This window comes from Acinetobacter sp. AOR01_HL, assembly GCF_027855455.1.
GTDB lineage: Bacteria > Pseudomonadota > Gammaproteobacteria > Pseudomonadales > Moraxellaceae > Acinetobacter > Acinetobacter baumannii.
This window is the reverse complement of sequence record NZ_JAKTIM010000032.1, coordinates 143,329-154,699: the sequence shown is the minus strand read 5'-3', so window position 1 is coordinate 154,699 and position 11,371 is coordinate 143,329. Positions and strand designations below refer to the sequence as shown.

Here is an 11,371-nt window from a genome sequence, read left to right as displayed (position 1 = left end):
ATGATCTGCCCCCATAAAGTTGGACAGTTAGTTAAGCAGTTTTTATAAACTGGTTTCTATATTGTACAGGGGATAAACCTTGTAGCTTCACCTTGATTCTCTCATGATTATAATAATGAATGTATTCTCGTATCGTTTTCTCTAATTCATCAATTGATTGAAATTTTTCTCCATGAAAGCATTCCGATTTTAATATTCCAAAGAAGCTTTCTATTACAGCATTATCTAAGCAATTTCCTTTACGAGACATACTTTGAATTAAACCATGTTGCTTTAATTGCTGTTGGTAATGAGCCATTTGATATTGCCATCCTTGATCTGAATGGAGAATTGGTTTCTCATGTCGCTTAAGTTTAGCTAAAGCATGAATGAGCATATCTTTCACTAACTCATAATTGAGTTTACGTTGGATTCGGAAGGTAATAATTTCCCCATTAAACAAATCTATAATTGGTGATAAATAAAGTTTTTCACCGTTAACATTAAATTCCGTCACATCAGTTGCCCATTTCTGGTTGGGATGGTTCGCTTTAAATTGCCGTTGCATAATGTTATCAGCCACCGTCCCGACACAACCACTTTTATATGAGCGATATTTCAATGCTCTGATACGTGATTTAATTCCCATGGTTTTCATAAGGCGATATACACATTTATGGTTGATTATTATTCCTGTACTTTTCAGGGCAAGAGTAATTCTACGATAGCCATAGCATCCCTTATGCTTGTGATATATGGACTTAATCTGCTGTTTTAACTCAGTATATTTGTCATTAGAGCGTACAGCTTTCATGTGATAGAAATAAGTACTACGAGCAATCTTTGCAATACTGAGTAAGAGTTTTAATGGATAAATTTGCCTTAATTCTGAAATAACCTGAACAGTGTCTGCAGTACAAAGTGTATTTAAGTACGTTGCTTCAGTTTTAAGGCTTTTAGCTTTTTTAAAAAGGCAACCTCCGCTCGTAAAGCGGTCACTTCATCAATGAGTTCCTGTTGAGATTTATCTTTGTCTTCTTTTATAGGCTTAGTTATTTTGGTTTTATCTTGTTTAACCATATTGGTATAAATCCTCGTAGTATTAAACCCGGCAATCCCTTCTTTATGATACTGAGCGAGCCACCTTCTTAAAATTGACGTCCCGCTCAGATTTAACCGTCTTCTAACTTCTCTTACCGGTATCTTATCAAGAAGCATTTGTACAGCCTTGATTTTAAATTCGGAAGAGTAGTAGGTTTTTTTAGTTTTAACATTCAGGCCATCTTCACCTTGTGCCTTATAGTTTTCAATCCATAAGCGGATGGTTTGGAGATCAACATTAAATTCTTGTGAAAGGATTTTATATCCTTTACTTCCATCTAAATAAGCTTGAATGACTTTTAATTTTAACTCTTTTGAATGCTTCGGAATTGGCATAGGGCACACCTCATAAGTTTAAAAAGTCTAACTTATGGGGTGCAGTTCAGAACGGGAGGGGGACACCTTCGGGTGTGCTGATCTTTTGGGTATCAGTCTGTCAACCTTCTCTCGTTTCGCCACCATTATTTGACAGTAATGTGGTGAAGCTTCTTTATACCCAAAGGAGTTCGCACATGCGTACTATTTCTTCTTATTTATTGGCCTTTGCCAAATTCTCTCTATTTATACCGCCTAAACAGTCATTAAAACGGCTCAGTAGATCGTAGGTTTTCTACGCCTTAAGCATCGTTACGACTCAAAATCATAGCAACAATAAACCCGAGATAGGCGAGCACACCACTTTGTGCGGTTTTCGCATGCCTGTATTTAGCACTCATTTTAAGAGTGACGGCATTTTTATCTCTTTTATATACAACAAAAAATTATTTTAAGCGGTATACATGAAAAATTTAGGCACTTCATTTAGAGCATTACACGTGCTCTACATAGCATCGGATTTATTTAAACAATACGGGTTTCATAAGGTTGGGGTAGACCGAATTATTAGCGAAACTAAAATTTCCAAAGCTACTTTTTATAACTACTTTCATTCAAAAGAACGTCTGATTGAAATGTGCCTCTTACTTCAAAAAGACACATTAATGGAAAAAGTAAGAGTGGAGATAGAAACGACTCACTATTCAACTTTCGCTCATAAACTCAGGCAAATTTATCTCTTACATGCCAATTTAAAGAGCGCTTATTATCTGTTGTTTAAAGCAATTTTTGAAATTAAAACGAGTTATCCTACAGCTTACCAAACGGCAATACGCTATAGACGATGGATTAAAAATGAAATTTTCTGCCTGCTTATGGAAACTAAAAAAGCCGTTTCATATGCCGAAGCGGAAATTTTTATATTTATGATAGATGGGGCAGTTTTAGGACTTTTGACTTCAGACAGAGTCGAAGAACAAACCAAGTTGTTAGATTACTTTTTAGTGAGGGTTGACTAAATTGATTTAGCTAAAGATTCACTATTTTAGAATGAATTAACTATCTTTTTATTTTGAAATAATGATTTCTTAATTAAAAATTAACATGATTTATCTTTTATTTTATTGTTCTAGATTTTAAAAAGGACAAGTTATTTAGACTGAAAACTCACGAAATACTAAGAAAGAGTGAGTTTATAAAATCTGAAATAAAAATAGATGAAGACTTAACAATATAAATTTTTGGAGAAATTCGTGGATGATCATCATTTAAAAAGAAAAGTCGGCACGCTTGAAATGGTCGTAGCCATGCTGCTTTCAGGGAGTATTGGTCTATTTGTGATTAAGTCAGGTCAATCACCCGTTAATATTGTATTTTTCCGTTGCCTTATTTCAGCATTGTGTTTAATACCGATTTGTTACTTCTATGGTCATTTTAGAAAAGTATACTTCGGTAAAAAAGAACTGTTTTTAATGGTGACTTCGGGCCTTCTAATTATTTTTAACTGGGTTCTATTGTTTGCCGCTTTTCCTAAAACTTCTATTTCTTTAGCGACGATTGTTTATCACGTGAACCCGTTTGTCATTTCATTTTTAGGGGCTTTGGTCTTTCACGAAAAGCTCAATAAAAATGATGTGCTATGGACCATCGTTGCTTTTATAGGGCTAATCGTGATTATAGGCTTAGGCAGTGCTTCGGTGAACTCTAATGAGTTAGTCGGCTTGGGGCTGGTTCTTATTGCCACAACACTTTATTCCATATCGGTATTAATCACTAAAAAATTAAGTAATACACCGCCTTTATTAATTGTATTTATACAAACTCTGAGCGGGGCGATTGTCATGGCTCCGTTTATGTCGGTTTTTGAAAACCCGCCGATCGGTCAACAATGGCTGTTTGTGGTCGGATTGGGAGTTTTGCATACTGCATTTCTCTACTATTTAATGTATTCGGCGATTAAGAAAATACCTTTAAATAATATTGCGATCTTATCTTTTATTTATCCAATATCGACCATAGTGATTGATTATTTCTTCTTTGATCATGTGTTGACGAGTACTCAAGTTTTAGGTGCAGGTTTAATTTTATTAGGCGTACTGGGTGTGAAGTTGCATTGGAATATTTTTGCGTTGAAGAGCGCCTAATTTTATTCAAATACAATATCCATTTAATTTTAAACGTGTTAAAAGCTCCTTTGAGAAAAGGGGCTTTTAGTTCTTTTTCTTTTATTTAATAAAAGAATTCATTGATGCGGTCACTAATTTTTTCTTGAAGAAATGAGATTAGTTTGGCACATTGCTTATAAATACTATTTTAGGCAAGCGTTATAGCAAGCAATTATTAGCACAGTAAAACGATAAATCTTAGAGTATAACTATGAAGCTTAAAGAATTAGCAGGTTGTGAGGAGTGCGATACCGTCTATCGTAGAGTCCCGCTTGCTTACGGAAAAAGAGCTTATTGTGTCTGCTGTGGTGCAGAGCTTTATCGGCATACCAAGCCTTTTACTACATTGTTAGCTCTAATTTTAACGGCCCTCATTGTATTTGTTATTGCCAATAGCTTTCCCATTGTCAAAATTGAACTGCAAGGCAACATATCCGAAACCACTTTACTGGGCGCCGTGTGGGTAATGTTTCATTACGATAGGGCATTTGTCGGTGTTCTTATTTTAATTACTACATTCATTGTGCCACTTACGTATTTATTATTGATGGGCTATGTACTCGGTACGGTCAGTATATTAAAGAAACGCCCCCAATTTTTAGTCGGTGCCTTGCGAACACTTTATTTTATGAGAGTCTGGGGAATGGTTGAGGTGTTCCTGATTGGAATTCTGGTCACGCTTGTAAAGCTAATGGGCATGGTTCTTGTTATTCCGGAAATTGCTCTATGGGCATTTGCGGTCTTGAGTCTATTGATGGTTTATATTACTTCCGTAAAGGTGAGTGATATATGGAATGAAATTGATAGGTCACAGCCATGGCAAAAATAAAAAATGTGACTTCTGAAAAAATCACAAATACCAATATGATTTTAAAACAATATCCAAGAGCCAAAGATCTTTCACTGATATTGTGTCATTGCTGTGGCTTATTGAATTCCTCAAAAGTAAATAAAACTGATGCTCATAAAAATCAAATTCTCCGCTGTGTTAGATGCCATAGCGTTTTGCACGAGCGTAAGCCGGGAAGTTTAAATCGTACCTTCGCTTTAGTGGTGGCTGCGACCATTCTCTATATTCCTGCAAATGTCCTTCCTATGACCGTAACTGACTCTCTTTTGGGCCGTCAGCAAGATACCATCATGAGTGGAGTAATTTACTTTTGGCAAAGTGGAGACTATTTGGTGTCGGTGGTCATTTTTATGGCGAGTATTTTTATTCCGATGCTAAAGCTTCTTATTTTGTATTTCCTGTTGTTGGTTGTATATATACAGTCATCCGCGGCGTGGAAGTTTGCACCGGAGCAATGCATTAAACTCTACCGAATTGTTGAGTTTGTAGGGCGCTGGTCCATGATTGATGTGTTTGTGGTAGCCTTACTTACTGCTCTTATTCAAATTCAATCACTTGCAACTATTTTAGCGGGACCGGGTTCAATTGCTTTTGGTGCGGTTGTGGTTTTAACCATGTTTGCATCTTTAAGTTTTGACCCACGTATTATTTGGGATAATTTTTATGCATCTCAAAATACAAATAAACCTAACCGTGTTTCTTCGGAAAAAAACACAATTATTCAGGCAGAACATTCGCCTTTGAATAATGATTCCATTAATCCCAGTCAATAAAAGAACAATGAGTATGTCTGAAAACAAAACAACCAGTGAGACCTCAGATCATCATGAAACAGATGTTGAACTGGAAAACATGAATGATTTACCAGAACCCCAAGAAAAGAAAAATCGGTGGAAGCCTCTACTAATCTGGATTATTCCACTTATTGCGCTGCTGATTGCGCTTTCTTTGGCGGTGAAAGCATTACTTTCTAATGGACCAACCATTGAAGTATCTTTTCGTACTGCCGAAGGTTTAGTCGCAGGTAAAACAACAGTACGCTATAAGCAGGTAGACATTGGGGTGGTACGGCAAATCGATCTTGCAGAAGACCGATCTCACATTATTGCACGCATTGATTTACGTAAGGATGCAAGTAATTTTGCTGCTCAAGATTCACGGTTCTGGGTAGTGCGTCCACGGATTGGGACAAGTGGGGTTTCAGGCATCGATACTTTATTGTCGGGTTCATATATTGAAGTAGATGGCGGGAAATCACCCGAGAAAAAACTTGAATTCACAGGTCTGGAAATACCGCCAGTAATTACCTCCGATGTGCCGGGTAAAGAGTTTTTCTTGAAAGCCGATGATTTGGGATCTTTAGATATTGGTTCGCCAATTTATTACCGAAGAATTAACGTAGGACAAATTACAGCTTATAAGCTATCTGATGACGGTAAAAGCGTAGAACTTCAGACGTTTATTCGTGCGCCGTACGATAAATTTGTAACGACTGACACACGTTTCTGGCAGGCAAGTGGTATTGATGTGACGTTAAATGCTTCAGGCTTTAACTTAGATACTCAATCGCTTGCAAGTATTGTGGCTGGTGGTATTGCGTTTGGTTTCCCTGAAAACTCAAATGCGACTGTTGCTGCCAACAAGAGCCGTTTTAATCTTTGGGACTCAAAAGCTGAAGCATTAAAAGAGCCGGATGGTCTACCGCGTGGCGTGATTATGTACTTTGATCACTCATTACGTGGTTTGGCTGTGGGTGCGCCAATCGACTTCATGGGAATTGAAATTGGTAGCATTAAATCAATTAATGCAGAGTTTTATAACAACTATAAGCAGATTCGCATGCGTGTTGAGGCAGTGATTTATCCTTCACGCGTTGAAAACGGCCAAGCACTTAATCCAAACAGCGACATTTTTAAAGATTTTGTTGAGCATGGATGGCGTGCCCAAATGAGAACCGGCAACCTCTTAACGGGTCAAAACTATATTGCTTTAGATAAGTTCCCTAAAGCAAAACCTGCCACTCTACAAATCTTGAATGATGGCCGTGTGGTAATTCCAACCACTGCAACAGAGTTAAGTGGTTTACAGGCACAGGTTTCCCAAATTGCTGATAAATTAACGAAATTCCCACTAGTCGAAATTGGGCAGGATGTTCGCAAAACGCTTAAAAATATGAATACAGCCATTGAGTCTACCGACAAGCTGGTTAAACAGTTAGATGGTAAAGTTGCTCCTGGTTTACAAGCAACCTTAGACGATGTTCGTAAAACTGTAAGATCTTCCGAGTCTATTTTGTCGAGCGATGCGCCGTTACAACAAGACGTACGTAAAGCACTACAACAAATGACTCGTGCGGCTGCGTCATTACAGTTAATGGCAGACTATATTGAACAACATCCTGAATCTATTATTCGTGGTAAGAGACCAGAGGCCAACGATGAAAAATAAAAAGAACCGATCATTGCAACACTCTAAAGTAGCCAAATGGCTGCTTGGGAGTGGAGTGCTTTTGACAGCGATAGCCATGACAGCATGTTCTAGTTCACCAACACCAAACTATTATACGCTTACACCTAAAGTGACTCCGGTCTCGAACTCGACCGTGCAGGTGATTGAGGTCTTGCCGGTCGGGATTCCAGATCGCTTAGACCGTGCGCCACTGGTGCTACAAGACAGTAATGGTAAGTCGACTGTACTTGATAATGAGCGCTGGACATCGACTTTGGGTACACAATTACGCGATACCTTATCGGCTGGTTTGCAACAAAAACTTGGAGCAATTGACAGTTATAGCAGTGGACTTTCTGGAAACAATCAGCCTTTATATCGAGTTTCTACTGACTTTTCTCATTTTGATATTGTAGATAATAGCAATATCAACGTTACCGTATCTTGGGTAGTGAAGCGTCAAATACCGCCTACTCAACTAGAATCAACGAATCCTAAAGTAATCTCGAATAGAGGAGCGCAGCTCAATTGTAGAATTGCGTTTAAACAGCCGATTGATCAAAAAGCTAAAAAAATGGAAGCAATTGTAAGTGCTTCAAATGAAGCGATGAGTCAAATTATTAATACCATATCTTCTTCAATTGTGGCGCTAGATTCAAATAAAAAATCGATTATTAGCAATGGTGTCTGTTCGTAAAACGCATCGTTTTTAATCAACCCCTTTATTTGTACAACAGATAAAGGGGGTTTTTATTTTAGTTGCCTCTATAGGTTGAATAACCGTAAGGGCTAAGTAGTAACGGAATATGGTAGTGATTTACGCTTCCATCGACTTTAAAAATTACTGGAACCTCGGCAAAAAAAGTTTGTTGTTTGTTCTTCTTAAACCAGTCTTCAGTTTTAAAGGTAACTTTATAAACTCCTTGCTCTAGTTTTTTATTTTCTGGATAGAGCGCAGTAATACGACCATTTGAATCGGTCACTTGCTGGTTGAGTTTAACCCACTGGTTATTGGTATTTTTTTCTAAAACCACTTCAACCTGAGAAGAGGGCAAACCCGTCTCTAGGTTTAACACATGAACACTTAGTGGATTAGTTTGTGCAAATGTAGCTGAAGCTATAAATAATGAAGATAAAGCAATAAATGATTTAGTCATGATGAACTCCTTATGAACGAAAAACGGTTTCAATGGCTTTGCTTGCGCATTGATTGTCATTTTGTGCGCCGCCAGCACCTGCAACCCCAATGGCTCCGATCACTTGGTTCTCAAAACGGACAGGTACGCCACCGCCTAACAAAAGTAAATTTGCTACGGTAGTTAAATTTTTTGCATCGGGGTTTTGGTTACTATTTTGGCTTAAAACTAAGGTCGATGTTTTGGTAGATAACGCGGTATAGGCTTTTTTCTCGGCAGCCATTAAGTTATGCGGGCCCACCAACTCATGCCGTTCGGCAGTTAATGGATTACCACCGCGATCTACAACAACAACCGCAATGTTTTGATTTAATTTTTTGCATGCCTCTTTTGCACTGTCGGCTAGCAGGTGGGCAGTTTGAAGATCTAACGAATAAACTTGATTCAAAGCAGGGGGCTGTGCAAAAGTACTACTACCGAATAGCATGGCTGCTAACATCAGCCAGTTCAATTTTTTCATGATGATTGCCTCTATGTCGCTTTGAAAATCTTAAACAAATTGCTTAATTTCAAGCATGACAATCACATTACAAAGTTGTCATCTTTCAAATGAGTCTCTACAAAATGCGTATCCTTATTATTGAAGACGAGATCAAGATCGCCACTTATTTGGTCAAAGGATTAAAAGAGTCTGGATATCAAGCGGAGTGTGTTCACTTAGGGCTGCAAGGTTTGGAAATGCTAAAGAGAGATCAATATGACTTGCTTATTCTTGATGTCATGCTGCCAGACATAGACGGCTGGAGCGTATTACAAGTCCTACGCCAGTTTTCAAAAATTCCGGTGATTTTTTTAACGGCGAAAGATCAGGTGATGGATAGAGTGAAAGGTTTGGAGTTGGGAGCAGATGATTACTTGGCTAAACCCTTTTCCTATATTGAACTGTTGGCACGCATTAAAAGTCTGTTAAGACGACAGCAATATCTGCAAGAAAATGAGTTGTCTATTAGTGATCTAAAAATGGATATGGTTGGTCATAAAGTATGGCGTAGTGGCAACTTAATTGAGCTGAGTAAAACCGAATTTAATTTGTTGCGTTATTTGTTGCTCAACAAAGAGCAAATTGTGACGCGCAGACAAATTGGTTCCGAAGTTTGGAATATTAACTTTGACACCGATACCAACTTTATTGACGTCGCAGTACGCCGTTTACGAAGCAAAATTGATGAGGGATATGAATTAAAACTTATTCATACCATACGTGGCTTGGGCTATAAAATTTCGGTTAGTTTATGAACTTTAAATTTGTGCGTTCTCTTGAAGTCCGTATTACATTACTGGTCACGCTTTGTTCTGCCTTAATTTTATGTTCAGTCGGCTTTATGACCTATTTGGGTATTAACCAGATTTTGTTAAAGCAGCAAGATAAAGCTTTAGCAGACAGAATTAACCGTTTGGAAATTTTGCTGCAAGATAGCGAAAATGTAGAGCAAATCATTGCGCGGCCTAAGCTGTATCAAAACATGCTTGGCAATCAAGACAACTTGTTTCTGCTCATCCATAAAGACAAAACTTTAATTAATATCAATCCGCTTCACATTCAACTACCTCCGCTTGCACAGCGCGACAGTCTTCAATTTCAAGATTTAGCTAACAACTCATATCCAACGAGAATTGCGTGGAAAACCATAAAAATTAATAACGAACCTTATCTGCTCATTGCAGGTAAACAATGGTCGGAACGCATTAATATTCTTTTACCTTTTCAAGAAAGTCTCTTGATCTATGTGGTCGGGGGCGTGTTTGCGATCTTTGTGCTTTGCATTTTAGTGTGTCATTTAGGTTTAAAGTCGCTACAACAGCTTCGCAAGCAAACTCATTCTATTAACGTAAATCAGCTACAAAAACGGTTAAACCTCCCAAATTCACCTTTAGAAGTTGATCTGCTTTCAAAAGATATAAACCACATGCTTGAGCGTATTGAAAAGGGCTATACGCAGCTCAACCGTTTTTCTGAAGATATCGCACATGAGTTCCGCACACCTTTAAATAATCTGATTGGGCAAACCGAGATTGCTTTAACTGGTGAACGTTCGGTTGAACAATATGAAGATTTACTGGTTTCTCATTTAGATGATTATCACAGATTAAAACGCATGATTGATAGCATGCTTTTCTTGGCAAGAGCCGATCAGAAAATGGTGCTTGTAAATAAACAAGAAATAAACCTCCAAGATGTTATGGATAGGTTATGCCAGATTTTTGAATATCAGGCCGAGGAACAAGACTGTCATTTTAGTTTTAACTTAGAAGCTCAAACGTTATTTGCAGATCCTGAGCTTTTTCAAAGAGCCGTTTATAACCTGATTTTAAATGCGTTGGTTCACGGTGGTGACAAGCGAACTATTTATATCGCAACAAAACATAAGATGATTGAGCATAAGCAATGGGTGAGTCTGACTGTGGTCACGGGTGGTATTTCAATTGCTGAACATCAACTTGAGCATCTTTTTGAAAGATTTTACCAATGCCACTCAAGTCGAAGTGATGAGAATCAAACAGGTGGATTAGGCTTATCGATTGTTGCTTCAATTATGGATCTACACCATGGCCTTTATCGAGTTTATAACACGGTTGAGGGTGTGTGCTTTGAGCTTGATTTTCCAGTTGCCGATGCTGCAAAGAAATACAATTAAATCCTTATTAATGTTGCTTAATTTTTAAAATTCACACTTTGTTCACAGCCCTCTGACGTATGTTTAAACGTATGAAATAAACAGAAGAGGGCAATCATGAAATTATTATTTAAATCACTTGTCATTAGCAGTAGCCTTGCAGCGGTGAGCTTAATGCTTCCTTTGAGCACCTTTGCAGACACCAATACTAAACCTGTCGCTGTTGATTCTATCGATATTAATAAATACGCAGGTAAGTGGTATGAAATTGCGCATTTACCGATGTTTTTTCAGCGTAATTGTGTAGCCAATACAACTGCAAACTATTCTATTAACGCGGACAAAACCGTTGGTGTTTTAAATAGCTGTACGACAAAAAAAGGCGAAATGATCTCATCTGAAGGAGTTGCTTATCCGCAAAATGAAGGCAACAGTAAATTGAAGGTGAGCTTTTTACCTTCTGGTCTTAGATGGATTCCTTTTACAAAAGGCGATTACTGGGTTTTAAGAGTTGACCCAAATTATCAGGTCGCTTTAGTGGGTGGCCCAAGCCATAAATATTTATGGATTCTTTCTCGTAACCCTCAACTCGATGAGGCGACATATCAGTCTTATCTGCAAACCGCAAAAAGCTATGGCTACGACGTTTCTAAACTCGTTAAAACAACACAGTCAAAATAGTGAAATGCTGGTTGCGTAGAT

Annotated in this window: 13 protein-coding genes; 9 read left to right on the top strand and 4 right to left on the bottom strand. The window is 38.0% G+C overall.

Annotated elements, in window-relative coordinates; genetic code table 11:
* Positions 1–31: 31 nt before the first annotated feature.
* Together MKL62_RS09750 and MKL62_RS09745 are read right to left on the bottom strand one after the other, a co-directional pair.
* Positions 32–874 (bottom strand): IS3 family transposase, encoded by an 843-nt coding sequence (locus tag MKL62_RS09750; protein ID WP_223673390.1) that lies wholly within the window; start codon positions 872–874, stop codon positions 32–34.
* Between the two features lie 32 nt (positions 875–906).
* Entirely contained in the window at positions 907–1,416 is a 510-nt protein-coding gene (locus tag MKL62_RS09745; RefSeq protein ID WP_001122273.1) for a helix-turn-helix domain-containing protein, read from the bottom strand.
* A gap of 443 nt (positions 1,417–1,859) precedes the next feature.
* Between MKL62_RS09745 and MKL62_RS09740 the strand changes: the two genes are divergently transcribed.
* From MKL62_RS09740 to MKL62_RS09715, 6 genes are all read left to right on the top strand, one after another.
* Positions 1,860–2,414, top strand: a complete 555-nt coding sequence (locus tag MKL62_RS09740; protein ID WP_005128308.1) for a TetR/AcrR family transcriptional regulator — start codon at positions 1,860–1,862, stop codon at positions 2,412–2,414.
* Between the two features lie 234 nt (positions 2,415–2,648).
* Complete coding sequence (locus tag MKL62_RS09735) at positions 2,649–3,539, top strand: DMT family transporter (protein WP_000340903.1); 891 nt, start codon at positions 2,649–2,651, stop codon at positions 3,537–3,539.
* Between the two features lie 232 nt (positions 3,540–3,771).
* Positions 3,772–4,389, top strand: coding sequence for a paraquat-inducible protein A (locus tag MKL62_RS09730; protein ID WP_000768113.1), 618 nt, complete (start codon positions 3,772–3,774; stop codon positions 4,387–4,389).
* On the top strand, positions 4,377–5,183 hold the full coding sequence (locus MKL62_RS09725; RefSeq protein WP_001062704.1) for a paraquat-inducible protein A: 807 nt from the start codon (positions 4,377–4,379) through the stop codon (positions 5,181–5,183). Before MKL62_RS09730 ends, MKL62_RS09725 begins: the two co-directional genes overlap by 13 nt.
* Positions 5,184–5,190: 7 nt before the next feature.
* The gene (locus MKL62_RS09720) at positions 5,191–6,858 is read left to right on the top strand and encodes a PqiB family protein (protein ID WP_002016783.1); all 1,668 of its coding nucleotides are present in this window, start codon (positions 5,191–5,193) and stop codon (positions 6,856–6,858) included.
* Positions 6,848–7,555, top strand: coding sequence for a PqiC family protein (locus MKL62_RS09715; RefSeq protein WP_005128310.1), 708 nt, complete (start codon positions 6,848–6,850; stop codon positions 7,553–7,555). The genes MKL62_RS09720 and MKL62_RS09715 overlap by 11 nt, the downstream gene beginning before the upstream one ends.
* 58 nt (positions 7,556–7,613) lie before the next feature.
* Here the strand turns inward: MKL62_RS09715 and uraH are convergent, their stop codons facing one another.
* Positions 7,614–8,015: a hydroxyisourate hydrolase gene (gene uraH, locus MKL62_RS09710; protein WP_000167347.1), complete on the bottom strand. Its 402-nt coding sequence runs from the start codon at positions 8,013–8,015 to the stop codon at positions 7,614–7,616.
* Between the two features lie 10 nt (positions 8,016–8,025).
* The gene (locus MKL62_RS09705; RefSeq protein WP_085941192.1) at positions 8,026–8,493 is read right to left on the bottom strand and encodes a GlcG/HbpS family heme-binding protein; all 468 of its coding nucleotides are present in this window, start codon (positions 8,491–8,493) and stop codon (positions 8,026–8,028) included.
* Positions 8,494–8,618: 125 nt separating this feature from the next.
* Between MKL62_RS09705 and MKL62_RS09700 the strand changes: the two genes are divergently transcribed.
* From MKL62_RS09700 to MKL62_RS09690, 3 genes are all read left to right on the top strand, one after another.
* The gene (locus MKL62_RS09700; RefSeq protein ID WP_001221364.1) at positions 8,619–9,290 is read left to right on the top strand and encodes a heavy metal response regulator transcription factor; all 672 of its coding nucleotides are present in this window, start codon (positions 8,619–8,621) and stop codon (positions 9,288–9,290) included.
* The gene (locus MKL62_RS09695; RefSeq protein WP_005128313.1) at positions 9,287–10,690 is read left to right on the top strand and encodes a heavy metal sensor histidine kinase; all 1,404 of its coding nucleotides are present in this window, start codon (positions 9,287–9,289) and stop codon (positions 10,688–10,690) included. Before MKL62_RS09700 ends, MKL62_RS09695 begins: the two co-directional genes overlap by 4 nt.
* 96 nt (positions 10,691–10,786) lie before the next feature.
* A complete protein-coding gene (locus MKL62_RS09690; RefSeq protein ID WP_005128315.1) occupies positions 10,787–11,350 on the top strand; it encodes a lipocalin family protein in 564 nt (187 codons plus the stop codon).
* Positions 11,351–11,371 lie beyond the last annotated feature (21 nt).

Coding starts and splice junctions, on each gene's coding strand:
- MKL62_RS09745 (WP_001122273.1), bottom strand. CDS start 1,416: ATGCCAATTCCGAAGCATTCAAAAGAGTTAAAATTAAAAGTCATTCAA.
- MKL62_RS09720 (WP_002016783.1), top strand. CDS start 5,191: ATGAGTATGTCTGAAAACAAAACAACCAGTGAGACCTCAGATCATCAT.
- MKL62_RS09690 (WP_005128315.1), top strand. CDS start 10,787: ATGAAATTATTATTTAAATCACTTGTCATTAGCAGTAGCCTTGCAGCG.
- MKL62_RS09705 (WP_085941192.1), bottom strand. CDS start 8,493: ATGTTAGCAGCCATGCTATTCGGTAGTAGTACTTTTGCACAGCCCCCT.
- MKL62_RS09715 (WP_005128310.1), top strand. CDS start 6,848: ATGAAAAATAAAAAGAACCGATCATTGCAACACTCTAAAGTAGCCAAA.
- MKL62_RS09695 (WP_005128313.1), top strand. CDS start 9,287: ATGAACTTTAAATTTGTGCGTTCTCTTGAAGTCCGTATTACATTACTG.
- uraH (WP_000167347.1), bottom strand. CDS start 8,015: ATGACTAAATCATTTATTGCTTTATCTTCATTATTTATAGCTTCAGCT.
- MKL62_RS09700 (WP_001221364.1), top strand. CDS start 8,619: ATGCGTATCCTTATTATTGAAGACGAGATCAAGATCGCCACTTATTTG.
- MKL62_RS09730 (WP_000768113.1), top strand. CDS start 3,772: ATGAAGCTTAAAGAATTAGCAGGTTGTGAGGAGTGCGATACCGTCTAT.
- MKL62_RS09740 (WP_005128308.1), top strand. CDS start 1,860: ATGAAAAATTTAGGCACTTCATTTAGAGCATTACACGTGCTCTACATA.
- MKL62_RS09725 (WP_001062704.1), top strand. CDS start 4,377: ATGGCAAAAATAAAAAATGTGACTTCTGAAAAAATCACAAATACCAAT.